The following is a 25,753-nucleotide window of genomic DNA, read 5'->3' on the forward strand; positions in this document are numbered from 1 at the left end:
TTTCAGGTTTTAACCGTGATTAGCCGCCAGTGTTCAACAACCGACAGCTCTATTTTGCATTGTAGCGCCTAATAAAGGTTAGCGCTCAATGCAAGAGTGATTAGTTAAAATCTCGGTTATGGACGATAAACTTTAACATTCTTAAAGCCGTTATCGTGCAGATACAAGGCCTGTAACTGACTCATCACACCGCGCTCGCAATACAACAAGTACTCTTTGTCTTGTGCTAAATCGCCAAACTGACTACCCAATTTGAAAAATGGCATGTGAACAACGGTAACGCCATCAATTTCTAATGGCTTGTCGTCTTCTTCTTCAGGGCTGCGAATATCAAGTACTACTTGGTTGTCACTAATGTGTTCAACAGTATCAATCGACGGTACTTCGGCATCGGCTTCTTCGCCAATGTCTTTCATATCAACAATGGTTGCGCTTTCGACAACGCGATCGAGAATGCTAAAGTCAAAGTCTTGCTCGGTTTCTTCAACTTTCGCCAATACTGCTTTTACTGTTGGTTTTTTCGAAATAACACCACAGTACTCAGGAATTGTTTTGGCAAAGTCTTCGGTGCCAATGGCGCGAGCAATATCGATAATCTCTTGTTTGTCGTACGCCACTAGTGGACGAAGAATCAAGGTTTCTGTTACGCGGTCAATAACGTTTAAGTTAGTTAAGGTTTGGCTTGATACCTGACCTAAACTTTCGCCAGTGACCAGCGATTGAATACCGCGTTTTTCGGCAATTTTGCTAGCAGCGCGCATCATCATACGCTTCAGCACCACGCCCATTAAGCCACTGTCAATTTTCTCTAAAATCTCAGTAACAACGGGATCAAAGTCAACAGAGATAAATTTAGTGCGATGAGAAGCAGCAAATTTATTCCACAAATAGTAACTGACCTGACGCACGCCAACTTCATGCGCTGAACCACCCAAGTTAAAGAAACAAAAATGCGTGCGCGAGCCTTTTTTGATCATTTGATAGCTGGCAACGCCAGAGTCAAAACCACCAGACATTAACGACAAGACGTCTTCTTGCGTCGCAATAGGGAAACCGCCCATGCCAAGGTGGCGCTCAGTGACAATAAATAGCGCTTTTTTGTTTACTTCAAGACGAATGGTAACGTCTGGCTTGCGCAGCTGTACTTTGGCACTTTCAACCTGCTGATTTAAACCGCCGCCAACGTATTGCTCAACTTGTAGCGATGAAAACTCATGTTGACCAGTACGCTTCACTCGCACGCAAAAAGTTTTGTTTTCAATGGTTTTAGCGTGAATCGCTAAGGTTTTCTCGTAGATGTCGTGTAAGTCAGTAAAATCGTGTTGCTGCACTTCCAAAAACGAAGGAATGCCGGGAGTAGACTTTAAGGTTTCAATTAATACTAAACGATTTTCTTCCGTATTATTTTTAGTATTAACCTCAATATTGTCCCAGTTCATCCGAGTCGTAACTTGTTCATCAACGCGGCGCAAAACATTCTTGATATTAGATTCAAGAATTTTGGTAAAACGTTTACGTACCGGACGAGATTTAATGATGATCTCAGCGGGTAATTTGATGATGAATTTCATAACTACGGCAGCCACAAGCAAAAAAACAGGGGCGCATTATACTGGTGGTAGAATAAACACACAAGCAGTGTGAGTATAGAGCAATGAACGTTCAGCTATCAGTTACTCACTAAAAGCTGAACGGTAAAAACTTATTGCGTTATTGAATTGAAATCGGTTCAGTTTCCTTCGCCTTACCTTGGTTAATTGAAATTTCAACACGGCGGTTACGGCGTCGATTTAACGCATTGGTATTGGGAACCAACGGCTTGGTATCGGCTTGACCAACCACCAACAAGCGATCTTGGTCAAAGCCCGGTACTTTAATTAACTCATGAGCAATCGCTACTGCACGCTGAGTAGATAAGTCCCAGTTTGAGCTATAAAGCTCAGAGCTAATACCGCGATCATCAGTATTACCCGACACCATAATTTCACCCGGTACACTGTTTAACAAAGTACCAATTTCGCGAACAATCGGCTTAAATTTAGGTTGTAAAAACGCAGAGCCCGAAGGGAAAGAGCCGTTTTCGCGAATGCGAATAATAATTTGCTGGCCCAGTGATTCAAGTTCTATCGCACCATCTTGAATTTGCTTTTCAAGTTGATCAGCAATTTTCTTCAATAGCTCGTTAACTTCTTCTTGCTGAGCTTGCTGCTGCGCTTCAATCGCTTCTTGTACTGCTTGTGCCGACGCTTCTTCAGCGGTGCTTTGTGATTGACCGCCGCGCTCGGTGCCGCGCTGCTCTTGTCGACCACCGGCCGAGGTTTCGTCCCCCGCTTGGAACTCGAGCATTTGTTGTGTCATTTCAACGGTTTGTTGCTGGATCACTTCAATTGGTGTCGGTTCAGGCTTACCCGGTCTAAACTCTTGGGCAATAATACTGGTGCCCTTGGGGATATCCTTAACCTCAATTTTGTTTTGCACACCAAAGGCAAACTTCATCGAACCGGCAATCTGCTTAAACTTCAACACGTCCATTTCTGAGAATGACAGCAGTAGTACGAAGAAACACATCAGCAACGACATCAGGTCGGCAAAGGTCCCCATCCAGGCGGGTAGCCCTGGGGGTGGACATTTACATTCTTCTTGAGACATATCGAGTCAACCTCAGCTTAGCTATTCTTCAGTCGTATCTATCGCGCGTTTACTTTCTGCTAGGTAGTTTTTCAATACCCCCTCAATCACGCGCGGATTCTGCCCGTCTTGAATACCCAGCACGGCATCGAGTACTAATTTTTTGTTTAACTTTTCTTCTTCTTTGCGCAACTCTAATTTCGCGGCAATTGGAATCGCAATAACGTTAGCCAAGAAAGCACCGTATAGTGTTGTTAATAGTGCAACCGCCATCGCCGGACCAATCGCTTTCGGGTCGTCCATGTTTGATAACATCGCAACCAGACCAATCAACGTACCAATCATCCCCATTGCTGGAGCAACATCGGCAAGTGCTTTAAACATACCTGCGCCGGTTTCATGGCGCTCAACGGTAAGGGCAATATCTTTTTCTAGCGTCGCCCTTACAACATCACCGTCGTGACCGTCCACCAACATATCCACGCCCTTTTGCATAAATTGGTTGGTAATTTCAGCTTCTTCAAGCGCTAAGAATCCACCTTTACGCGCTGCGTCAGCCATTTCTACTGATTTTTCAATGAGCTCTTCTGGTTTTTCTATTTTAAACAAAAACGCTTTACCGGCAATTTTACCAATGCCAAAAAACTGGCCCATGTTGTAGTTGGTTAAGACAACGAAGATCGAACCACAAAATACGATCAAAATAGACTGGGTATCAACGAACATACTAATGTCACCACCGAGTACCATCGCCATCACGATAAAACCAATGGCACCCAACATGCCAATCAGCGTAGCTAAATCCACAAAAGCCTCCTAAAGCACCTGATAAATCAGCAAATATTTATCAATAATACAATTCAATTTTATTAAAATTGATAATACCTTAACGGCAAAAGATACGCGAACATTAACACTGCATGCAACGAAAAAGTTAAGAATAATTGACCAAAGCGACGTGCTGATGTACCTTTGCGCCATTATTTATCCCAGATTCACTCTCCCCATGGCCAATAAAAAAGTAGCAAATTTAAGCTTTGAGCAAGCCGCTCAAGAACTTGAAGCCATAGTACAAAAATTAGAAGGCGGCGAACTCGACCTAGAAGAGTCGATGACGCTCTTTGAACGCGGCCTTGAGCTCAGTAAACACAGCCAAGCAAAGCTCACCGATGCCGAACAAAAGATTCGCATTTTACAGCAGCAAAATGGACAAGAGAGCTTAGTCGACTTTGAGCTTAGTCAGCCCCAGCAAGACCCAAACGAGCTAGGTTAACGCGAGAAGGAACCAACTAACGTGACTCAGCTCAACCAATTGGAGAGTTTTCAAACTCGTATCAACCAGTTTCTCGAAAACGCACTACAACAACTGCCGGTTAACGACCCCAAGCTACTTGACGCCATGCGTTATGGCTTGCTCATTGGTGGCAAGCGCATGCGACCTTACCTGGTTTACACAACAGGGCAAACCTTAGGTGCAAAGCTCGACGATCTCGACGGTATCGCTGCCGCGCTAGAATGTATTCACGCTTATTCATTGCTACATGACGACTTACCAGCCATGGACGATGACGATTTGCGTCGCGGCCAGCCAACCTGCCACAAGGCATTTGACGAAGCGACCGCGATTTTAGCCGGTGATAGTTTACAAACCTTGGCCTTCGATATTCTCGCAAATCACGGTTTCAGCACAGCTGTTGCCACGAAACGCGTGGCATTAATTCGACATTTAGTTAATGCCTCGGGTTATCAGGGCATGTGTGGCGGCCAAGCAATGGATTTGGCTGCTACCGATAAAGCTATTGAACTCAACGAACTTGAACAGCTGCACAAACTAAAAACAGGTGCATTGCTAAAAGCCTGCGTCCTAATGGCGGCAGAATGCAGCGATAGCGTAAGCGCTGATGATAAAGATAATTTAAGTGAATATGCCGATTGTGTTGGTTTAGCCTACCAAGTGCGAGACGACATTATTGATATTACTTCTAACCAAGAAGAGCTTGGTAAGCCTGCGGGCTCTGACCTGGCAGCCAACAAATCAACCTACCCAGCCCTGCTCGGATTATCGGGCGCACAAGAAAAAGCTGACCAGTTATTTAAACAAGCGCTTCAAGCTTTGGCCCGTTTGCCTTACAATAGCGATAATTTGGCGCAATTTGCCACATTTATCGTACAAAGAACTCATTAATAACTATTACAATTCAAATAAGCTATGACTACTAACCCGACTGATTATCCTTTGCTGTCAAAAATTAATACCCCAGACGATTTGCGCTTGTTGCAACAAGAGCAACTGGGCCAAGCAAGCGATGAATTGCGTCAGTACTTGTTAAATTCGGTTAGTCGTAGCAGTGGCCACTTTGCTTCAGGCCTCGGCACCATTGAATTAACTGTTGCTTTACACTATGTCTACAACACGCCATTTGACCATTTAATTTGGGACGTTGGCCACCAAGCTTACCCACATAAAATTTTAACTGGGCGTCGCGATCAACTACATACCATTCGTCAAAAAGATGGTTTGCATCCATTCCCATGGCGCGAAGAAAGCGAATACGACGTATTGAGTGTTGGTCACTCAAGTACCTCAATTTCTGCTGCGCTTGGCTTAGCTGTAGCTGCCGAAAAAGAAGCGAAAAACCGCAAAGTGGTTGCCGTAATTGGCGATGGCGCGATGACGGCTGGCATGGCGTTTGAAGCGTTAAACCACGCTGGCGATATTCACAAAGACATGTTGGTGATTTTGAACGACAACGAAATGTCGATTTCAGAAAACGTTGGTGCGCTTAACAATCACTTGGCGAAAATGCTTTCGGGCAGCTTTTACACTGGTATTCGCGAAGGCAGTAAAAAAATTCTCGGCGGTATCCCGCCAATTAAAGAGCTCGCCAGCCGCGCAGAAGAACATTTAAAGGGCATGGTAGTACCAAGCACCTTTTTTGAAGAACTCGGTTTTAACTACATAGGCCCAATTGATGGACACGACGTTAATGGCTTAGTAGATACCATTCGCAATATGCGCAACTTAAAGGGCCCGCAAATTCTTCATATTGCCACCAAAAAAGGCAAAGGCTTTGAAGCTGCCGAGCAAGATCCAATTAAATATCACGCGGTTCCTAAATTTGACCCAACGGCAACGGGTTTACCAAAAAGCAAACCAAGTTTGCCAACCTACTCGCAAATTTTTGGTGATTGGCTCTGTAAAACGGCAGAAGTCGATCCAAAATTAATGGCGATTACACCTGCAATGCGTGAAGGCTCTGGCATGGTTGAATTTAGCCAGCGCTTTCCTAAACAGTATTTTGACGTTGCCATTGCCGAGCAACACGCAGTAACCTACGCCGCAGGCTTAGCCATTGCTGGTGAGAATGCTGTCGTCGCAATTTACTCAAGCTTCTTGCAGCGCGGCTATGACCAGTTAATTCACGATATCGCAATTCAAAACTTGCCGGTACTTTTTGCCATTGACCGCGCAGGTATTGTTGGTGCCGACGGCCCCACTCACCAAGGAGCCTTCGATTTAAGCTTTATGCGCTGTATTCCAAATATGGTAATTATGACGCCGTCAGATGAGCGCGAATGTCAATTAATGCTAACCACAGGTCACAAGCTAAACCAACCGGCTGCGGTTCGTTACCCGCGCGGCAGCGGCACTGGTGCTCAATTGCCAGAGGTCAATGAAACCATTGAAATTGGCAAAGGCTTGGTTGAGCGCCAAAGTACTGCAAGCAATAATAAAATAGCATTATTGAGCTTTGGCACTCTACTTGGCGAAGCCCAACAGGCCGCCGAGCAACTCGATGCCAGTTTAGTAGATATGCGCTTTGTTAAGCCACTCGATGAAGTACTTATTGCAGAACTTGCCCAAGATCACAAGGTTATTGTCACTGTTGAAGATAATGCTATTGCAGGTGGAGCTGGCTCAGCGGTTAACGAATTTATTTTGAGCCAAGGCCTAGCGCTGAAGGTACTCAACATTGGTTTACCTGATCAGTTTATCAAGCACGGAACGCAAGCTGAAATTCACCAAGAACTCGGTTTAGACAGCGAAGGCATTATTGCCCAAGTCAAATCGTTTATCAGCTAGCTCCAACAAATTACCGTAAACAAAACAACTAAAAGCACAAACCTAGGTTTGTGCTTTTTTGTTTGAGTGCCCAAATTCTCAAAAATTAACTAAGACTTATCAAGTTTAAACGCAGATACCGAATGATTGAGTGCTTCGGTTAAGTTTTGAATTTTGTCACCGTGGGCTAACGAGCGCTGCGCTTTGTCACTGCTGCTATGACTGAGCTCAAGGACCTGACCAATATTGTGGGTAATCTCGTCGCTTAAGCTGTTTTGCTCAGTCGATGCGCCAGCGATATCAGTACTCATGGTGTGCATTTCAGCAATCGCCTGGTTAATCAAAGCTAAGGTTGCCAACAACTCTTGCGTCGCTTGTAGGCAGCCATCAACTTCAGTTTTACCACTGCGAATTCCCGCGACCGCTTTATTGGCTTGTTGTTGCAGCGCTTCGATCATACGATGAATTTCTGCTGTTGATTCTTGCGTGCGACTGGCTAGCAACCTGACCTCATCAGCGACCACAGCAAAGCCTCGACCTGCTTCTCCAGCACGTGCCGCTTCAATCGCTGCATTTAATGCCAACAGGTTGGTTTGGTCAGCGATACTTTGAATAGTTTCCAAAATACTGCCGATATTAGTCGACTCTTGATGCAGTGCCGACATAATCTCAGTCGAGCTATCAAGGCTGGTTGCGAGCGAATTGATATGACCATTGGTGTTTTGCGCTATTGTTTCCAGCTGCTGACTTTTGCCCAAGGCATCAGTCATTTTATGTTCAGCGCTACTGGCTTGGCTGAGAACTTGTTCAGCACTTGCACTAAGCTGCTCGGTAATTTGAGTCATTTGCTCAACACTTTGACTCTGGGCTGCTAGGGTTTCAGCAGTCACGTGGATTTCGCTAGCCGCGTCAGTTGACGCTTGACCAAGCTCTGTAGTATTGAGCTTAATGTTGTCAATCAAATGACGCAAATCATCAACGACAGCGTTTACGTTGGTGGCAAGCTCCCCGTATTCATCTTGACTCTTGACCGACAACTTTCGCGACAAATCACCATCAGCGATGTAACCCAGTGCTTTATTTATTCGAGCCAATGGCACTAACATGGCTTTAATAGTCACAAAAGCAATAGTGACCGCCGCAATAAAGACGACGACAAGTATCACTACTGTGGTCGTTTTTCCCTGACTGACATCTTGATACACCACCGATTGTAATTCGGTTAAATTATTATCCACCCAAGTAGATAAAGTGTTTATTGCTGCTAGTCCCTGCTCTAGGTTTTGCTCAGCCTCTGTTCGCGCTTGGCTAAACGTTTGACTCGCTGCCAGCTGTTGCGCTTTTACGTCAAACAGGCCATTTTGCTCTAGTAATAAAGCTATGGAGTTTTGATATTGTTCAACAAAGTCGTCGATTAACCCGTCTGTATTGTAGGCCTCTCCCAAGCGTTGTAAAAAGGCAATTTGCTGATCAATTTGGCCAACTGCTTGCTCAGTATCAGCTTTTGCCTGTTCAACGCCGCTAGCCGTTGTTAGCGCGAGCACCGTCTCATTGAGTTCAAGCAGTTGAATCAAATAGCCCTCGATTAAACCAGCGACACTCGCGATTCTGTCGATGTCGTCTTGCCGTTGGCTGTCTTCTAAATACGATAGGTCAACTAAAACAGCACTCGCTTCATCCAAGTGCAAATTAATACTGTCTTGTACTCGCTTGAGCTCAAGTTCTTGTTTAATGCGTTGCTGTTGTGCGTGCAACATTTTTTCAACGGCTTGTTGATAGGCTCGATAATCTTGTTTGAATGCCGACAATTTAAAATTGCTCGATTGTTGGCCGAGCAATTGCTCAATTTTTTGTTGGCTCGCGAGAATTTGCTTCGATTGTTGAGCGATTTTTTGTTGGATAGTGAGCAATTCCGTGTCGTTGAACTGCCGCTCTATTTCTGCAACCTGACGCGCTTCCCTAAGCAGGTTGAGTTGTAATGTATTACTTTGTTTTTGAATTGGTAGCGCAAGCGTATCGACTTGATGATTAGCATCTTCGATATTAAATAGAATGTTCATTGACGTAGCACTAGCAATCACCAATAAGATCACAATAACCAAAAAACCTAATATGATCTTATGTGCGACCGTAATCGTCATAATTTCCCCCAAATTTTGAGCTACTATTAACGTATAGCTTATTTTTTTTATATTAGTTTTATACTTTTCTTCATTCTTGCCACTGGTTGGACAAGTGACATAACAACATATCAAAAAAAAACACAAAAGGCACAAAAAAAGCGCCATCCGGCGCTTTTAACATTAATATTGAGTATTTACAGCAGTTATTATCTGCTTTTATCGCTATTCAGCAATATACTCCACCACTTCTAAGCCAAAGCCCGATAATGAGTGATACTTAGTTTGTGAGCTCAATAAGCGCATCTTTTTAACGCCTAAATTAGCTAAGATTTGCGAGCCAACGCCAACGTTACGCGAACCGACGTGACGTTTGATTTCTTTAACAGTTTCACCGGCATCTTGTTTAGCGTATTTTTCAACTTGAGCAATCAACTCTAGTGGTGATTCGTGCTTACCTAACAGCACCAAAACACCACCTTCGTTACCTATTTTTTCAAGCGCATGGCCAATTGGCCATTTTGCAACACTTTCACGCTGGCTAAATAGTAAATCGCGGAAGGTATTTTCCAAATGAACACGAACCAATGTTGGCTGCTCTGGGTCAATATCACCTTTGGTTAATGCAAAGTGTGCTTGGCCATCGATAGTATCTTTGAATACTGTCAGTTCAAAATCACCATAAGCAGTTGGTAACTGACACTGACTAATGCGCTCAATGGTTGTTTCGTTGGCATTGCGATACTCGATCAGGTCGGCAATGGTGCCCATTTTCAAACCGTGTTTTTCCGCGATCACTTCTAAATCAGGACGACGCGCCATGGTGCCGTCTTCATTTAAAATTTCAACAATCACAGCTGCCGGCTCTAAACCCGCCAAACGAGCTAAATCAACACCTGCTTCAGTGTGACCTGCGCGGTTAAGCACGCCACCGTCTTGTGCCATCAGTGGAAAAATATGACCTGGCTGTACAACTGAGTGTTGATTGGCATCTTTTGCGACTGCCGCCAATACAGTTGTCGCTCTGTCGGCTGCTGAAATCCCAGTAGTGACTCCCTCAGCGGCTTCGATTGATACGGTAAAATTAGTGGTGAACTGAGCGTCATTTTTGTCGACCATTAACGGCAACTTCAATTGCTGACAACGATCTTTGCTCATAGGCATACAGATCAAACCGCGGCCATGAGTTGCCATAAAGTTAATCGCTTCTGGCGTGACCTTTTCGGCCGCCATAATAAAATCGCCTTCGTTTTCTCTGTCTTCATCATCCATCAGGATTACCATTTTACCTGCGGCAATATCTGCAATGATCTCTTGTGGCGTGTGTAAGTTCATGACGACCTCATCAAAGTGTTTAAATTAATTTTTTGTAATCTCAGCGTTCTCGCTCAACGGTGATTACTTGATAAAACCTGCTTTTTGCAACAAGCTCTCAGTCACTCCTGAGCTGGCAGTCGATTGTTCAGCGCCGCCAGTTCTCGCTAACAACAAGCGCTCTAAGTAACGGGCAATTACATCAACTTCAAGATTCACTTTCGTCCCTACTTGATACTGGCTGATAATAGTTTGCTCAGTTGTGTGCGGCACAATAGTTAACCGAAAACTGCTATCGGCAACACTGTTTACCGTTAAGCTGGTGCCATCGATAGTAACAGAACCTTTTTCGGCCAAATATGGGGCGACCTCAGTTGGCATGGTTAGGTGAAAATCCCAACTGTTGCCTTGACGTTCGATACGTGTAATTTCTACCACAGCATCAACGTGACCTGAAACAATGTGGCCACCAAAACGGGTAGTTGGCAACATTGCTTTTTCTAAGTTTACTGGTTGGCCAATTTGATAATAAGCAAAGCCTGTTCGTTTTAACGTTTCAGTGGAAACATCAGCACTGAAACTGTTTTGTGAATAGTCTACTACCGTTAAACAAACACCATTCGTTGCAATTGAGTCGCCCAACTTAACGTCTGCCATATCAAGACCTTGGCACGCTATGGTGACGCGCGCGCCTTGACCGTTAACAGCAATAGCTTGAACTTTACCAACGGCTTCAACAATTCCAGTAAACATATTTTTTCTCTAGTTACTTTTCTACTGACTTATCTAATGACTTGTCTAATTACTTATCTAATAAGTGGTAAGACTGATAATAGATGATTAAAATCTAACGCTACCCGTGACTTGAATTGACTTGCGCGCTAATCCTCAAGTCTGAGCCAACCATACGACAGTCTGTAATCGATAACGTTTTAGCATCGGCCAGTTTATCTATCTGATCAAAGGCCAGTAAACTTTTACCTTCTGAACCAATAAGTTTGGGCGCTTGATACAAAATCAACTCATTTACTAAATTTTGTTCAAAAAAAGCGCCAGCTAAACGGGCACCTGACTCTAGTAACAGATCATTTAAGCCCCGTTTACCTAACTCCAACAAAAGTTGTGCTAAATCGAGATAGCCATCAACGAGCGGTAATTGCAAATATTCAACAAAGCTTGGCCATTGATAGCGCTCATCTAAATCTACTTTTGAACCGCACAACAAGATTGGTCCGTCACTCGCAAATATCGCTAAATCAGGGGCTAAGCGATGTTTGCCGTCTATAATTACTCGTAGCGGCTGACGTAAGTCGTGCTGTGAATAACGCGCTTTAAGTTCGCCAAGTTCTGACCAACGGACATTCATTTTAGCATTGTCGGTTAAAACAGAATCAGCGCCCGTGATAACGCCACAGCTTTGCGCTCGCAAGCGCTGTACATCAATGCGAGCCGCCGAAGAGGTAATCCACTTACTTTCGCCACTTGCCATTGCAGTTTTGCCATCTAAGCTGGCGGCCAATTTACAGCGTAAATAAGGCCGCTTATTGCGCATTAAATAAATAAAACCAGGATTGAGCTGCTGTGCTTCTGCTTCAAGTAAGCCCGAGTGCGTTTCAATACCAGCGTCCGCTAACATTGCCAAACCTCGACCAGCCACTTTAGGATTAGGATCAACCATGGCGGCAATCACTTTACTAACACCTGCGTTGATTAACGCCTGTGCACAAGGCGGAGTTCGACCAAAGTGGCTGCAAGGCTCTAAGGTCACATAAGCCGTTGCTCCGTTAGCTTGCTCACCTGCCGCCTTCAATGCATAGACTTCGGCGTGACCTTGACCAGCTTTGGCGTGATAGCCACGACCAACAACTTCGCCTTTATTAACGATCAGACAACCGACTCTTGGGTTGGGCGATGTTGTGTAATGCCCCTGCTTTGCCAGCGCAATGGCTTGCTGCATGTAGTGATAGTCATCACGGCTAAAACCGCTGTTTTCTGTACTCATGGGCTAGACTACTCGTTCTCAGGGCTATTGTTTGGCTCAGGGCACTTTATTCTATTGGTTCAGGCTGTTTTTAGCTCAAGTTTTTTTAGGCTCAAGGCTGTTCATCATCGCCTAAACGGGCAATTTCTTCGCCAAATTCTCGAATATCTTCAAATGAGCGATAAACAGAGGCAAAGCGAACATAAGCAACTTTATCAAGTGCTTTAAGCTGGTTCATAATGATGTTGCCAAGCATTTCACTGTCGACTTCTCGCTCGCCAGTCGCTCGCAATTGAGATTTTAGTTTGTTTATTGACAGTTCCATTTGTTCAACACTAACCGGTCTCTTTTCTAGCGCTCGTAGCAAGCCTGTGCGCAACTTGTCTTCATTAAACGGTTCGCGAGAACCATCGCGCTTGATAATTCTCGGCATAACCAACTCAGCAGCTTCAAAAGTGGTGAAGCGTTCGTGGCATTCACTGCACTCTCGACGACGCCTTATTTGGTGGCCATCGGCAACTAAGCGCGAGTCGATGACTTTAGTGTCACAGGTTGAGCAAAACGGACAATACATTGAGTTCTCTTTAAATTGCCTAGCGCCTCTTTGAGCAACATAAAAAAGTCGATGCTAAAAAGACAAAATGGCCGCAAAATTGCGGCCATTTTAAGGGAAATCAACAAAATAAACTAGCGCCTAGCACCACTAGTTTATTTGATGCTTTGAGTTGAGTGTGTGTTTACGCGTAAACAGGTAAACGAGAACACAACTCAGTCACTTGTTCGCGAACGCGAGCAATGGTTTCTTCATTGCTGATGTCGTCTAAAATGTCACAAATCCAGCCAGTTAATTGCTGAGTTTCTTCAACACCAAAACCGCGACGGGTAATCGCTGGCGTACCTAAACGTAAACCTGAAGTAACAAACGGCGAACGCGGGTCGTTTGGTACTGAGTTTTTGTTCACAGTAATGTGAGCGCGACCTAGTGCAGCATCGGCATCTTTACCTGTGATGTCTTTGTCGATTAAATCGAGTAATAACAAGTGGTTTTCAGTACCGTTTGACACAACTTTGTAACCGCGTTCTTGCAATACAGCAACCATCGCTTTGGCGTTAGCCAACACTTTTTCTTGGTACGCTTTAAATTCAGGCTGAAGCGCTTCTTTAAACGCTACTGCTTTTGCGGCAATTACGTGCATTAATGGGCCACCTTGGCCGCCAGGAAATACTGCACTGTTTAGTTTCTTGTAAACATCTTCGTCGTCACAAGCAGAGACGATCAAACCACCGCGAGGACCAGCAAGCGTTTTATGCGTTGTGGTAGTTACTACGTGTGCATGTGGAACTGGGTTTGGATACAAACCAGCAGCCACTAAACCAGCAATGTGTGCCATATCCACCATAAAGTAGGCACCAACGCTGTCAGCGATTTTACGCATGCGTGCCCAGTCAACGACACCAGAGAAGGCAGAGAAACCACCAATGATCATTTCAGGCTTGTGTTCTTGTGCTAAGCGCTCAATTTCTGCGTAATCAATATCGCCAGTTTCAGGGTCTAAACCGTATTGAATGGCTTCGTACAATTTACCAGAGAAGTTAACATGAGAACCGTGAGTTAAGTGACCACCGTGAGCTAAGCTCATACCTAGTACTTTTGCACCTGGCGTTACTAACGCTTGAAAAACCGCCGCATTAGCTTGTGAGCCGGCATGTGGCTGAACGTTGGCGTAGGTTGCACCGAAAAGCTCTTTAGCGCGCTCAATGGCTAAGCTTTCTGCTTTGTCGACATACTCACAGCCACCGTAGTAACGCTTACCCGGATAACCTTCAGCATACTTGTTAGTTAACTGAGAGCCTTGCGCTTCAAGCACGCGCGGGCTACAGTAGTTTTCTGAAGCGATAAGCTCAACATGAGCTTCTTGACGAACTACTTCGTCAGTCATTGCCTGATATAGCTCAGCGTCAAAATCGGCAATATTCATATCACGAGTTAGCATATTATTTCCTCTGTTGTAATTGGGTCTTTAACCCCAACTGCGCATATTAAATCTATACCTAAATAAGCCGATTTATTCGACTTGCTTAGATATAAATTTGAGCGCGATTATTCTGCCTGAAAGTTGTAATTTTGTACACGAAAAAGCCCCTCTGTTTTTGTACTAGGTTATACCGTTAAGTTAGCCCTTACACGAGCTTGACGCTAAACAGCATGACCAGACAACCTACAAAAAAGCCCAACCAAACAAAATATAAAACAACAAAATCACTTTTACAACAAATTAAATTCAAGCAAAACACCACAAACAAAAATCAAACACTTGCAGTGTGTAATAAATTCATTACTTAACTATTTGGTCAACTCAACACCAAAGTAAATAAACATTCCCAAAGTCCTCATTTAGCGGTAAAGTTGTCGTTATAATTTCTTGGAAAATAAGGTGATACCTAATGGACTTAAATCAATGGGTTGATGAGTTATTTGAAGTCTTTGACGAAGACAAAGACGGCGTAATCAGCCGCAGCGAATTCGTCGAGTTAATCGACTGCTTGCTGCAAGACAAAGGCATCCGCATGTGCGAAACCATTTTTAAACGCTTTGATACCAACCACGACAACAGTATCTCTAAAGAAGAGCTACGCGAAATGGTGATCGAACTCGCTTTATAAAGGATAAGCTATCATTTTTGTGGTAGCTTTCTCTTAATCATACCTTTTTCGCGCTTGATAGCGTTCTTTTCCATCCTCTACACATTGAGTTACATTTTTAATTAACTCAGCCCCAAGCAAGAACAAAAAACGACCACAAAAAGCTAGAAAATCAACCAGCTTTTGTATTAAGCTGATTATGGTATCCATTGTATTCATCAAATTAGCGTTACGCCATTCGGATATCCCCTAATTAACAATAGTGAAGGAATTATTGGGTTATGAAGGAAGTTAGTTTTTCGCCGTCAGAGCAACTCGTGTCAATTACCGATACCCATGGCACTATTCAGTACGCCAATCCAGAATTTTGCCGAATTGCTGGCTACGAGCTCGAAGAGCTCATCGACCAACCTCACAATATTGTTCGCCACCCCGATATGCCCAAGGCAGCATTTAACGATATGTGGCAGAAACTAAAAGCTGAAAAGCCTTGGCGCGGTATGGTAAAAAATCGCTGTAAAAATGGTGATTACTATTGGGTTGACGCATATGTAACTCCCGTCTATCAAGATCAAAAAGTTGTTGGCTATCAATCGGTTCGCTGCTTACCGAGTGCCGAGCAAAAACAAACCGCAGAAAAAGTGTATCAACAGCTAAATCAAGGGAAGTCAATCAGAGATTGGCACAGTCAATCTATTAAAAAGTGTTATTTATCAGTCGCTTTATTAGCACTAATGACCGCGCTAATGTGGTGGCTCAGCAGTCAAATATTGTTCACTTTGTTACCACTTGCTTTTGTCGTTGCTATCGCCGTGATTAATATTGAAGAACTGTGTCACTTACCAAGATCTGTTCGAGCATTACAGCAGGAAGTCGACAGCCCCTCTCGCTTTGTTTTTGCCGACAAAGGTTTGCACGGTATTGTTGACTACTCCAATCAACTGCTCGACGCCAAAGTAAGAACCATTTTAGGACGCAGCAAAGATTCAGGTAAATCACTAATCAAAATTGCCAATACCTTGACTCAGTCTTCAGAAAAGTCATTATCTGGCTTACAAAGCGAAAACAGTCAATTAACCTCATTGGCAACCGCCATCACCGAAATGAGCGCAACCATCAACGATGTTAATCGCAACGTTAGTGACGCACATCTAGAAATCAGCGACACCCAAAAGCAATGTCAATTGGCCAATAACTTAGTAGTAAACAACGAACAAAAAATTAGCCATTTAGCGCAATCGATTGAAGGAGCGGCCAGTAACGCTGAAGTACTGGTCGATGATGTTGAAACCATTTCTCAAGTGATGAGTGAAATCCAAGGCATCGCCGACCAAACCAATCTACTTGCATTAAATGCTGCGATTGAAGCAGCACGAGCGGGAGAACAAGGCCGCGGGTTCGCCGTTGTCGCCGACGAAGTAAGAACCCTTGCCAATAGAACACAAACAGCGGCAGAAGATATCCAACGCTCGGTAGTCGACTTGCAAACCAGCCTTAAAAATTGGCAAAACATTATGCTGTCGAGCAAGAGCGATGCAGAGGCCTCATCACAAGAAGCGCAACAAGCCCTACTTGCCATTGATAATATTACGCAACAAATTGGCCGTCTGAGTGATATTAGCTCACAAATTGCAACAGCCACCGAGCAGCAAAGTGTAGTTGCCGACGAAATCAGTCAAAACGTTCACGTGATTGAAGATATTTCTCACAAAAATACTGATATTGTCGATAATGTTCACAAACTAGGGCAAACAGTCAACGACAATGCTCAAGCACTGAACAGGTTGAGTTCAACGTTCGGCTAACCCGAGAAGTTCTTATACAAACATAAAAAAAGCGGCTAACGCCGCTTTTCTAATAATGCTCAAAATAACTAATTGAAAATTTTACTGACCTTGTTGATCAGTTCAATAACATCTTTACCTATTTGAATATTATTTGCTGAGCCTTGCACGGCTTTCTCAGCATCTGCTTTCATCATATCAATCTGCTCTGCCACTTCGCCGAACTTGTCACAAGCAGCTTCATTTTGACTAATAATATGGTCTAAATGAGTATTAATAATTTCAACCGCTTCAACGGCACTGTCCATTTGACCTGACAAATTACTTTGTCCACTGGTTGATAAATCCATTGACTGTGACAGTGATTGCGACAAGCTTTCGAATTTTTGCTCGATTTCGCCCTGCTTAACTTTCAGCTGCTGACAAACGTTATCGATTTCATTGGCGTTGTCTTTTGAAGCATTAGCAAGCGTTTTAACTTCTTCAGCAACTACGGCAAAACCTCGGCCAAACTCGCCTGCACGAGCGGCTTCAATCGATGCATTTAGCGCCAGCAAGTTAGTATTTTCAGATAGTTGTCTAATGGTGTCGGCCATCGATACAACTTGGTTAAAATCTTTTAAAAAGTCAGCAGTTTCGCGCTTTAATGAATCTGTTCGTTGTGCATTATCGCTAATTTCATGAACCAACGACGAAATATGCTGATTGATTGTGGCAAACATGTCACGCAGTTGAGCGACATGAGTGCGTGAGTCGGTTAACTCAGCACAGCTATTGCGACTTTGATCTATCGAATCGGCCATAATGCCAACTAAGCTCTCGATAAAAGGTACTCGCTTTTTAGACGCCGCGTTGACATTGGTGGCATTGGCAACAAGTGTTTGAGTAAATTGCAGCATTTGTGCACTGGTTTGTGCTAACTCCCCTTCTCGAGCTTTTAGTACTTGAACGCGCTCGTAATTCTCATCTTGACGCTTACGGCAAGCAATTTCACCGAGATAACTACTATAGGATGAGACAAAAAATGGCACTAAGTGAGTGAGAAACATCGGCAAAACAGCCAAATTCTCGGGACCGAAAATAGCATTCCATTGATTAATTAAGTTCAGCACCGTACCGATGATAATACTAAACTTAAACGCCCTAAAAAAAATCGCCCCAAACGCTATTGGTTGATGAGCGACATGTTCCATGGTTTGTTCCGCTGCCATAGTGACATTACCTTTGCTAATTTGTCATTAATCGACTATCGATGCACAAGCACAAACTGTATGACATCAACTGTCAAAAAGCTAGCGCAATAAATCGGCGTTACTATGCCGATTTATTACTTTAGATGCCAGACAAAGCACAAGGCTAGATATTACTTATCGAAATAACTTAGAACAAAAACAATTACAGTTGCTCTCGCCATAAAATAATTCGGTCATTGCCACGAAAGCGGCCAAAGGTCCCTGTTGCTTGCGGTCGATCATTGTTGTCGATATCACCATCATCATCGCGATCAACATTGAGGAAGTAGCGCCAAGTACCTAAGTTAAGTTGGCTGTTACCATTAAGTAACAGTTGAATCAAGGCTTCACCAGCGATACCTGGACTGCCCAGAGGTAAACCGTTGCTACCAATCATTCTGCCGCTGCTGAAACGTCGTGTTAGTTGTGGTGATGTCGAGTTAATCGCATTCACTAAAGCATTACTTGACGTAGAGCTAACATCAATATCGCTGTTAGCGACGCTGATCAGTGTTCGACTGTCATCAGTATTTAGCACGTAATTGCCTGAACTATCGAAATACTCTACCTGCAACGGTAAGAACAGTGCCTGGTTTTCATCACTTTGATTAGATATCAGTTGCAAGCGACCATAGCGCATATTGGCACCGACAAGATCATTGATCGACAAACCAAGACAGCTTACGTCCGAAGCATTGTTCTTGTAACAGAGATCACTGTCAGTAAAGTAATTTGCGCTAATTGCCAGATCGATATCGACATTAAAGGGTCTTACCGGCGTAGTTGATTTTTGATGATAAACCTGTAAATCAGCCAGCGTAACAACAAGATCTCCGTCTAGGTTACCGTTATCAGTCACGGTTTCAGACGGAGTAGGAAATACAACTAAATTATCTGGACGATAACCACTTCGTTCCGTAAAACCAAAACTATTAGGTATCAAAGCCGATTTATTCCAACCCCAGTTACCGTCGTCATAATTACGTGTTATCTCACCACTTTCATTTAATGCTTCAATGGTAAAACTGAGCGAGTTTGCCAAGCTGAACCTAAACGGTTGGCCAACATACGTAAAGCCATTGTTAGCATTGACAAAATTTGGCGTCGTAGCAACAACATTATAATAAGATGGTACAAAGTTACTCAGTGTTAACGCATTACTGGTTAACCTATGAGAGCCAAGGTAGTTGCTGTCAACAATCACTAGTTCAACAGTACCAGTCTCACTATATGTCGCGGCGTTATCTTCATAAACACCGTTAGACGTCAAAGAAAGTGGCGTGCCATAAGCACTAACATCTCCGGCCCTACCGCCAACAGGCTGAACCAAGCTCTCTTGTGTTTCTATATTTGCAGGCAAGTAATTTGGTAGTTCTCGACCATTGGCTCCCAATGCTGCCAAGCGCAGTTCAAAGCTCTGTCCGGCAACGGGCGCAGCAGCAAAATTAGGCGCGCTAATCACTAGCCTATCAGGAATAACGTCAACACCTACGGTACTGGAAGTTAAATTAACATTATTAGCATTAACCGATGCAGAGATAGCAATACGTCCAGCATCAGCAAAACTGATACTTGGAACACTTGCCTCACCATTGTTATTGAAAGTCATTGGAATAACGGCAGTTGTATTGCCAGTCTGGCGAACACCATTAATCACGGTACTGCCGACGTTTAATGAGGTGCGGCATTGGCCTGGGTTTGAGCAGCTATAACTAACGTTTACATTTTGTTGACCTGAAAGCGCTGCACCACAAGCACCGGTATTACTATTGCGCTCAACCGCGCGCAGTCGCACGCCAGTAAAAGTACTCTCAGCAACTTGTTGACTACCAACATCGAGTAATAGTGCGGTATCAGCAAAGCTAACTTCGCAACTCTCGTTGGTGCTATCGCTATCGCCAATAAAACAACGCAACGGTGCATCAGGGAGCGCACTATTTCTTGACAACGTGACGCGTCCAGCCGCTGCTACTGATAAATTTATCTGCTCAGCGCTGCCTGATAAACTGACGGTGTTGTTACTAACATTAGTACCAGAAAAACCAGTAGGTAACAGACTAATACTGCTACTGGTGGTAACTTGATTACTACAGTCAGCATTGGCACACGCTCTGATTTGCATCGCCAGCGGTTCACAAGTGACCCCGGCACCAGGGTGATTTATCCGGTAGTGATTGACACTTGGCTGAATACAAGGACTGACATCCTCTCTATCCGCCTGAACTTGAGCACTGTTTTGCACAAAGTTATAAACTCGAACATCATCAAACTGGCCATCGGCAGAATTTGCCAAACTGCCAAAACCATTGTTAGATGAACTATTATCACCGATGCGCAAGCTGGTTAAGTTACCTATTTGGCTAACAAATCGGCTCTGAATACTGCGATTCATATTTTGCGCATTGCCGTTGATAAACAATTGCACATCTCGGTTAACCAAATCCCAACTCAAGGCGATATGTACCCATGTATTAGCGGCAAAATTAAACCGTTGCTGGCTACTAAATTCAAAGTTTCGGTCATTGATGTCTTCAGTAATAAACCTTACGCGGCCACTATTTCTCCCACTTCTAATTTCGAGAAAAAATACCGCATCTCTTCCATTGTTTCTGCCATTGCCAATCGACGCGTCAAACAAAGTTTTTCTGCCACCACGTCGCCACGCATTGTCAGACTTATACCAAAAAGATATCGTGCCACGGTTACCCACCTGACTATCTAAGTCAAGGTTAGTATTTAAAGCACTTTGGCCATTATTGGTGTTTCTTGGCACATCCATCGCTTGACATGAACCGCCCGCAACAGGAATAACTGGCGATGGAATTAACGGTGAAATATTACCTAGTGGAGAACCGTGATTATTGTTGCCGCTAGTATCAAGTATCGAATTATTTCCCGACCAAGCATCTTGTTCAAACTGATAGTGAGCTAATGGGCCAGGACGAAGACAATCGTGTCGTTGAGCAAAAAGCTCTGCTATCTGCCGTTGCGTTAAAGCGCTTTTGTATACCTGAACTTCGTCGAGTAAGCCATCAAACCTATTGCCGGTCTCACCTCGATTGGTTTCGCCGCCAATAGAGGCTAAACCAGTATCGACACCCCAGTTACCTGTGTAGGTATTAACCGTGCTGCCTCCAGTTACTCTTTGCGCAACACCATTAATATAAATTTGTCGCGTTTTGTTAACGCTATTGTGAACGGCAGTGACAAAACTCCACTGATTTAACGGAACGGCACTGGTTGTATCTACGGAAACAGGATTAACACCACGAGAGTAGAACCTCAATCTGCCAGGTCCGGGATCTCCTAAGCTAAACGCATAACCTCGAGTGTTATTCTCATCGTCAGCAAAGATACGATTACCTCGATCTCTTGCTGTTGGAAAAACCCATGCTGCAATCGTAAAATCGCCTTGCAAATTTTCAAAATTGCTAGGCAAAGCCACATAGTCATTACTGCCGTCAAAGTCACCGTAGTGACAAGTACCAGGGCTACCTGAAAGTGCAGGTGTTACATTCGCGGTATTGGCGCCGTTAACCGCTGTCGCATTAAAATTACCGGTTTGATCCACCACTTCCCCGCTGCTACCGGCCCACGAGAACTCATCCATTCGATAACTTGCAAAAGGCTCTGGTGGCGGCAATTCACAAACCTCGCCAAAATCTGCATTAAACACTGTATTATCGTAAGTTGCGGTTGAATTGGCATTTAGATTAATGACTCGACCTGACGCGACACCAAAAAGATGGCTTGCAGAGACTAAAGTAATATTTTCTGCGTATAAGGCGCCTGAAAATGTCGACTGGCTATTTAAGCTGAAGTTACCATCAATGTGGACAACGAGCTTGCTAACATCACCGATGCTATTAAACCCATTTGAGTTAATTATCGCTGACGAGCCAAAAGTCGTATTGCTATCAATAAAAAGCTGAGCGGTTCCACTCCCAACAACATTAATCGTGACATTTGATGCCACTGATAAATCGCGAATGTAGTAGGTTTTCCCCGCACTTAGGTTAAGCGTGCTGTTAAAACCAAGTGCCAGTCTTTCGAAAAAGTAAACATCGTGATTGTCACTAAAGTTAAATGCAACATTGCTTGCCTCTCCGACACGGTTGTAATTGTTAACGGCAGTCGTACCAAAAGTAATCGTAGAGCCTGAGCTAGGAGTGAAGCTAACATTGCCATTACCACGTCTAAAATTAAACGAGGCAGTTTCACCTGAAGTACCGGACGCAGTGCAATTAGTTCCTTGACAGGAAGAAACAGTTGAACCTGCGTTAGTGTTTACTTGACGAGTGTTTAGTACGGTGTCGGGATTATTGAGAAGCCTGGCATTAAAACCAAAATTTATTTGACTGTTACCGACGCCGTTACCATGCGTAGAGAGCACATCTGGAAACACCGCGGAGCATTGAGCGGCCCAAGCATTCTGTGTGAGTAATAGCATTATCCCTACCAGCAAAGGAACAATAAATCTAAATACACGCATATAATTTATCCTACAACGTTAATGCTCAAACCACTTTTGCTCAACAAAGATATCACACATTTGTTGGCTTAAAGTATTAATGTTAAACCAAAAAGTACAAACTTAACTAAGCCAGACCAATGAAACTGTGATAAGCTTACAACAACTGAACAATATTTATACAAACATTTCATTCATTGTACAGCTGTCTAATAATTTTACGTTTTTTAGTTAGTAATAGTTGCAAGCAATTAAAAAAACATTAAATTCAATAAGATAAAACATGGGTATAAATATTGCTAAACCTTAGATGAAAGAGATAAAAACCTCGGTATAAAAGTTGTAAATACGTAGTAGTAGGTGATTTATGAAGTACTTTAAACAAACGATTAATCAGTTATTTTTGATTGTAACCCTTTCTTTATTGGCGAATAGTGCCCACGCAAACCTAATCGTTAACGGTAGTTTTGAAGGCAATACATTTGCTGACAATACTTGGCGTCTATTTAACGAAGACGATGTACTTGGTTGGCAAAGCCCAAACCGCATCGAATTATGGCGTAGCCCGTTTTTAGGTGTTAGACCTGATGATGGTCAAAACTTACTAGAACTAAACTCGACCACTAACGCAACCTTATACCAAAACTTTACGACCTTGGCTGGTCAGTGGTATCACCTTACGTTTGCTTACCGCGCTAGAGCAAGTGTGAATGAAGTGTTTATGGTTGATTTAATTGATAACACCACTAACAGCGGTATTTTGAATGCTAATTTCGATGATCACATTGTTGGTCAATGGTCACAAGCAAGCTTGCGATTCCAAGCCGCTAGTAATGAAACACAACTATTGTTTACAGCGACGCGCGGAACAAGACGCTCAGTTGGTAATTTACTCGACGATGTTAACATTCAAGCTCAATCGTTTGCTCGTTTGAGCGCAACCCAAGTGCCAACACCAAATACTTTATTGTTTTTCGCTTTGCCACTGATTGCACTTGTTGTACGTAACGCAAAACGCAACAAAGCTTAAAAGACTCAAAAAAAGCCAATTACTGCATAAAAACGCCCGCTAGATATAGTGTCTAGCGGGCGTTTTCGTACTTATACAACTAAGATCTTGGTTGGCTTCAGCTCAATAAGGACTAATACTGGACAGGCGAAATTTCTCTTGCATCACAACTTCACCTTTTGCGTTTTTTAAACCAAACGTTAGTCTAGGATCAACTTGCTGCCAATCAATCAGTAACTCACCGTAATTGGCTTTGTGAGTATAACCACTAACCCGATGCTGATTAGGGCTGACATCTTTCCACTCTTCCGTTAATCCCGAACTCGTCACTTCCCACAGCGGATAATCTAAGCTATCACTGAGTTTCGATATCTCTCCCCAGTGTGTGTCACCACTGATAATAACAACGCCATTGATCTTTTCACGTTTGATAAAATTTATTAAACGATTGCGATCGTAGGGAAAATTCGCCCATGATTCCCAGCCAGTAAACTCCGGTAACAACTGCAAGCTAGAAGCGATAATTTTAATTCGAGCAGGCTTTTTGAGTTCCGCTTCAAGCCAGTGCCACTGGGCTTCGCCAAGCATACTAAGGTTTTTGCCTTGAGCAGGTAAATAAGGCCCCATTTTTTTCGGTGCTTTACTCTGATAGTATTCAGCTTCACTGACCGCATTGAGAGCAGGTCGGTTCCAGCGTAAATCAGGCATAATCACTTGTAGACTTTGTTGCCCTTGACCATACATATACGAAGTATAAATACCATCGGCACGCATTCGCCTTTTTGACGCTTGTGGCTCTTGCCAGAAGTCGAGCATGATTTGTCGAGAGGCTTCCTTTTCTGGATATTCAGCGCCAGCGTCATTTTCTCCGTAATCATGGTCATCCCAAATCGCAATCACTGGTGTTTGAGCTCTTAGTTTTTTAAAACCCTCTTTGTTGCCCAAGCGCTGATACTTAGCCGCTAAATCAGCCATATTTTCGGTATCGCCATAGACATTGTCACCAAGAAAAACAAATAAATCAGGTTGTTGCTGATTAATCGCATCGAGTATCGGCATTGCTTTGTCCTGATGGCTACAAGAGCCAAACAGAATTTTACTCGGTGCTTCAGTGAGCGCATTAAACTTTAGACTGTCTGCGACCGCGCTAGCACTTAACAAGGCAAGCGGCAGCGCCAACTGACCAACTAATTTACTCAACATCATATTAATTCTCCTGATTAAACAATTCGGCGATTGCCGGCGCAATATCGGGGTTAAACGTTTGAGGTTGATAACCCAGAAGTTTCATCGCAGTCGCGGCAACTTGCGATTGTTTTACCTCAACCTTGGTCTTCACCACACCACGCGCGGGAATATCAGGACCGATGGCGGCAAACCAAATATGCTCTGAACCAATAATTCCCTCGGGGAAATGGCTCAACCCTTTCATATAACCGGCTAGCGATCTTTTCGAGGCGTGATGTTGCCAATCTTCTGGATAACTACCACGACCGTGATCGGTAACAATCAAGACATTAGTGTTATTTTTATAACCAGGTGTTGTTTGTATGGTGCGCCACAAGTCAGCAATAAACTGGTCGGTTCGTTTAGCTGCGTGTAAATACTGATCGTAGGCACCGTCATGGGCAAAGTCATCAGTCTCACCGTAGGCAATTGCCATCACTTTAGGTTTTACCGTCAACAAATAGTCTTTAGCGAATCTGTGGGTAAAGGCATCAAGTCGAACACTGTGCCACGGGCTTGGAATTTCTTTTTGCAGCTCATTCAACAGTTTGACTTCTGCTGACAACGGATAGCCGCCAGCACTGTCAAAGCCCGCATTTACATAAAGTTTGCTGCGCTCAACGTTAAAAATATAAGGAAAAACGTCCCAACTGCCAAAAGCAGCCAATTTCCCTTCAAATTTATCTTGCTTGTTTAACCATTCCAAAAAAGAAATTTGAGGGTTTGGAATTTTTCTATTGCTATCGATACTTTCATCAACAACGCCGGTAAAAATTTCACTGTATCCGGGATATGAAAAGTACCAAGGGTTGGCGACCGACATCTTAGAGCCTATGTCACGATTACCAATCACGGTGCCTTGCTCTACAATGGTTTGCCAAAAGAATGGCATTAACCGTTGACGTCGCTGCTTGTGTTCTTGATGCCAAAAAGCCTGTTTTAACGCTTCAGGTTTTTTAACAAAATCTTGATGAGCAATCAGGTTTTCGTCGGCGCCTCGAAAGACCTCTTGCCACCTCAGACCATCGAGGGTAACTACAATTAAGTTTCTTTCTGCCTTACTAATGCTGGTAAATAGCAACAGGCAAAAGACTAAAAAAATACGCATCAGATTTCTCGGAATATGTGCGCTTTTACATCCTTGAAACAGCACAACTTGATAGGTCTTGGGCATGCGCTCTTTTACCTCCGTGTAACCGCGCCATACCATACATCCTGTACATAAAATCCGGTCGCCATACAGCAACCGGATTTTATGAGTCATGAAAGGGAATACTAAAG

Annotated in this window: 19 protein-coding genes; 6 read left to right on the forward strand and 13 right to left on the reverse strand. The window is 43.6% G+C overall.

The genetic code is table 11. The features are described 5' to 3' along the window. Positions 1-116: 116 nt before the first annotated feature. The 3 genes from thiI to pomA all read right to left on the reverse strand — a co-directional run bounded on the left by thiI (position 117) and on the right by pomA (position 3,435). Positions 117-1,571, reverse strand: a complete 1,455-nt coding sequence (gene thiI, locus J7384_RS02620) for a tRNA uracil 4-sulfurtransferase ThiI (protein WP_209111037.1) — start codon at positions 1,569-1,571, stop codon at positions 117-119. A 139-nt stretch (positions 1,572-1,710) separates the two neighbouring features. Beyond that, on the reverse strand, positions 1,711-2,649 hold the full coding sequence (locus J7384_RS02625; RefSeq protein ID WP_209111039.1) for a flagellar motor protein MotB: 939 nt from the start codon (positions 2,647-2,649) through the stop codon (positions 1,711-1,713). A 21-nt stretch (positions 2,650-2,670) separates the two neighbouring features. Continuing rightward, entirely contained in the window at positions 2,671-3,435 is a 765-nt protein-coding gene (gene pomA / locus J7384_RS02630) for a flagellar motor protein PomA (RefSeq protein WP_209111041.1), read from the reverse strand. A 199-nt stretch (positions 3,436-3,634) separates the two neighbouring features. Between pomA and xseB the strand changes: the two genes are divergently transcribed. From xseB to dxs, 3 genes are read left to right on the forward strand one after another with little or no spacing between them, the layout of a single operon-like run. Beyond that, positions 3,635-3,901, forward strand: coding sequence for an exodeoxyribonuclease VII small subunit (gene xseB / locus J7384_RS02635; protein WP_209111043.1), 267 nt, complete (start codon positions 3,635-3,637; stop codon positions 3,899-3,901). Positions 3,902-3,922: 21 nt separating this feature from the next. After that, on the forward strand, positions 3,923-4,813 hold the full coding sequence (gene ispA, locus J7384_RS02640) for a (2E,6E)-farnesyl diphosphate synthase (protein ID WP_209111045.1): 891 nt from the start codon (positions 3,923-3,925) through the stop codon (positions 4,811-4,813). Positions 4,814-4,837: 24 nt separating this feature from the next. Beyond that, positions 4,838-6,712 (forward strand): 1-deoxy-D-xylulose-5-phosphate synthase, encoded by a 1,875-nt coding sequence (gene dxs, locus J7384_RS02645; RefSeq protein WP_209111047.1) that lies wholly within the window; start codon positions 4,838-4,840, stop codon positions 6,710-6,712. Positions 6,713-6,801: 89 nt separating this feature from the next. Here dxs and J7384_RS02650 read toward each other — a convergent pair whose 3' ends face one another. The 6 genes from J7384_RS02650 to glyA form a co-directional block, all read right to left on the reverse strand. Next, complete coding sequence (locus J7384_RS02650) at positions 6,802-8,832, reverse strand: methyl-accepting chemotaxis protein (RefSeq protein ID WP_209111049.1); 2,031 nt, start codon at positions 8,830-8,832, stop codon at positions 6,802-6,804. A gap of 204 nt (positions 8,833-9,036) precedes the next feature. Further along, positions 9,037-10,146, reverse strand: coding sequence for a bifunctional 3,4-dihydroxy-2-butanone-4-phosphate synthase/GTP cyclohydrolase II (gene ribBA / locus J7384_RS02655; RefSeq protein WP_209111056.1), 1,110 nt, complete (start codon positions 10,144-10,146; stop codon positions 9,037-9,039). 63 nt (positions 10,147-10,209) lie between these two features. Then, complete coding sequence (locus J7384_RS02660; protein ID WP_209111058.1) at positions 10,210-10,878, reverse strand: riboflavin synthase; 669 nt, start codon at positions 10,876-10,878, stop codon at positions 10,210-10,212. 100 nt (positions 10,879-10,978) lie between these two features. Next, complete coding sequence (gene ribD, locus J7384_RS02665) at positions 10,979-12,127, reverse strand: bifunctional diaminohydroxyphosphoribosylaminopyrimidine deaminase/5-amino-6-(5-phosphoribosylamino)uracil reductase RibD (RefSeq protein WP_209111060.1); 1,149 nt, start codon at positions 12,125-12,127, stop codon at positions 10,979-10,981. Positions 12,128-12,218: 91 nt separating this feature from the next. Further along, complete coding sequence (gene nrdR / locus J7384_RS02670) at positions 12,219-12,680, reverse strand: transcriptional regulator NrdR (RefSeq protein WP_209111070.1); 462 nt, start codon at positions 12,678-12,680, stop codon at positions 12,219-12,221. A 163-nt stretch (positions 12,681-12,843) separates the two neighbouring features. Further along, positions 12,844-14,100, reverse strand: coding sequence for a serine hydroxymethyltransferase (gene glyA / locus J7384_RS02675; RefSeq protein WP_209111072.1), 1,257 nt, complete (start codon positions 14,098-14,100; stop codon positions 12,844-12,846). Positions 14,101-14,551: 451 nt separating this feature from the next. On the opposite strand from glyA, the gene J7384_RS02680 reads away from it, so the two are divergent. After that, positions 14,552-14,770: an EF-hand domain-containing protein gene (locus tag J7384_RS02680; RefSeq protein ID WP_209111298.1), complete on the forward strand. Its 219-nt coding sequence runs from the start codon at positions 14,552-14,554 to the stop codon at positions 14,768-14,770. A 260-nt stretch (positions 14,771-15,030) separates the two neighbouring features. Then, the gene (locus tag J7384_RS02685) at positions 15,031-16,554 is read left to right on the forward strand and encodes a PAS domain-containing methyl-accepting chemotaxis protein (RefSeq protein ID WP_209111078.1); all 1,524 of its coding nucleotides are present in this window, start codon (positions 15,031-15,033) and stop codon (positions 16,552-16,554) included. A 68-nt stretch (positions 16,555-16,622) separates the two neighbouring features. Here J7384_RS02685 and J7384_RS02690 read toward each other — a convergent pair whose 3' ends face one another. Both J7384_RS02690 and J7384_RS02695 read right to left on the reverse strand, forming a co-directional pair. Beyond that, positions 16,623-17,744, reverse strand: a complete 1,122-nt coding sequence (locus tag J7384_RS02690; protein WP_209111080.1) for a methyl-accepting chemotaxis protein — start codon at positions 17,742-17,744, stop codon at positions 16,623-16,625. 184 nt (positions 17,745-17,928) lie between these two features. Then, on the reverse strand, positions 17,929-22,215 hold the full coding sequence (locus tag J7384_RS02695) for a LamG domain-containing protein (RefSeq protein ID WP_209111082.1): 4,287 nt from the start codon (positions 22,213-22,215) through the stop codon (positions 17,929-17,931). 388 nt (positions 22,216-22,603) lie between these two features. Here J7384_RS02695 and J7384_RS02700 point away from each other — a divergent pair, with 388 nt between their 5' ends. Further along, a complete protein-coding gene (locus J7384_RS02700) occupies positions 22,604-23,266 on the forward strand; it encodes a DUF642 domain-containing protein (RefSeq protein ID WP_209111083.1) in 663 nt (220 codons plus the stop codon). A 102-nt stretch (positions 23,267-23,368) separates the two neighbouring features. On the opposite strand, the gene J7384_RS02705 is transcribed toward J7384_RS02700, so the two are convergent. Further along, on the reverse strand, positions 23,369-24,451 hold the full coding sequence (locus J7384_RS02705; protein WP_247741572.1) for an alkaline phosphatase D family protein: 1,083 nt from the start codon (positions 24,449-24,451) through the stop codon (positions 23,369-23,371). A gap of 1 nt (position 24,452) precedes the next feature. Beyond that, positions 24,453-25,736: an alkaline phosphatase family protein gene (locus J7384_RS02710; RefSeq protein ID WP_209111085.1), complete on the reverse strand. Its 1,284-nt coding sequence runs from the start codon at positions 25,734-25,736 to the stop codon at positions 24,453-24,455. Between the last annotated feature and the right edge of the window lie 17 nt (positions 25,737-25,753).

It is taken from the genome of Endozoicomonas sp. G2_1 (genome assembly GCF_017744155.1).
Classification (GTDB): Bacteria; Pseudomonadota; Gammaproteobacteria; order Enterobacterales; family Alteromonadaceae; genus JAGHQT01.

Excerpts from the sequence above, each read along its gene's own strand:
- glyA (WP_209111072.1), bottom strand. The coding sequence starts at position 14,100 with ATGCTAACTCGTGATATGAATATTGCCGATTTTGACGCTGAGCTATAT.
- J7384_RS02660 (WP_209111058.1), bottom strand. The coding sequence starts at position 10,878 with ATGTTTACTGGAATTGTTGAAGCCGTTGGTAAAGTTCAAGCTATTGCT.
- J7384_RS02685 (WP_209111078.1), top strand. The coding sequence starts at position 15,031 with ATGAAGGAAGTTAGTTTTTCGCCGTCAGAGCAACTCGTGTCAATTACC.
- nrdR (WP_209111070.1), bottom strand. The coding sequence starts at position 12,680 with ATGTATTGTCCGTTTTGCTCAACCTGTGACACTAAAGTCATCGACTCG.
- J7384_RS02650 (WP_209111049.1), bottom strand. The coding sequence starts at position 8,832 with ATGACGATTACGGTCGCACATAAGATCATATTAGGTTTTTTGGTTATT.
- J7384_RS02705 (WP_247741572.1), bottom strand. The coding sequence starts at position 24,451 with ATGATGTTGAGTAAATTAGTTGGTCAGTTGGCGCTGCCGCTTGCCTTG.
- J7384_RS02690 (WP_209111080.1), bottom strand. The coding sequence starts at position 17,744 with ATGGCAGCGGAACAAACCATGGAACATGTCGCTCATCAACCAATAGCG.
- ribBA (WP_209111056.1), bottom strand. The coding sequence starts at position 10,146 with ATGAACTTACACACGCCACAAGAGATCATTGCAGATATTGCCGCAGGT.
- J7384_RS02625 (WP_209111039.1), bottom strand. The coding sequence starts at position 2,649 with ATGTCTCAAGAAGAATGTAAATGTCCACCCCCAGGGCTACCCGCCTGG.
- dxs (WP_209111047.1), top strand. The coding sequence starts at position 4,838 with ATGACTACTAACCCGACTGATTATCCTTTGCTGTCAAAAATTAATACC.
- J7384_RS02695 (WP_209111082.1), bottom strand. The coding sequence starts at position 22,215 with ATGCTATTACTCACACAGAATGCTTGGGCCGCTCAATGCTCCGCGGTG.
- ribD (WP_209111060.1), bottom strand. The coding sequence starts at position 12,127 with ATGAGTACAGAAAACAGCGGTTTTAGCCGTGATGACTATCACTACATG.
- J7384_RS02680 (WP_209111298.1), top strand. The coding sequence starts at position 14,552 with ATGGACTTAAATCAATGGGTTGATGAGTTATTTGAAGTCTTTGACGAA.
- xseB (WP_209111043.1), top strand. The coding sequence starts at position 3,635 with ATGGCCAATAAAAAAGTAGCAAATTTAAGCTTTGAGCAAGCCGCTCAA.
- J7384_RS02700 (WP_209111083.1), top strand. The coding sequence starts at position 22,604 with ATGAAGTACTTTAAACAAACGATTAATCAGTTATTTTTGATTGTAACC.
- thiI (WP_209111037.1), bottom strand. The coding sequence starts at position 1,571 with ATGAAATTCATCATCAAATTACCCGCTGAGATCATCATTAAATCTCGT.
- J7384_RS02710 (WP_209111085.1), bottom strand. The coding sequence starts at position 25,736 with ATGACTCATAAAATCCGGTTGCTGTATGGCGACCGGATTTTATGTACA.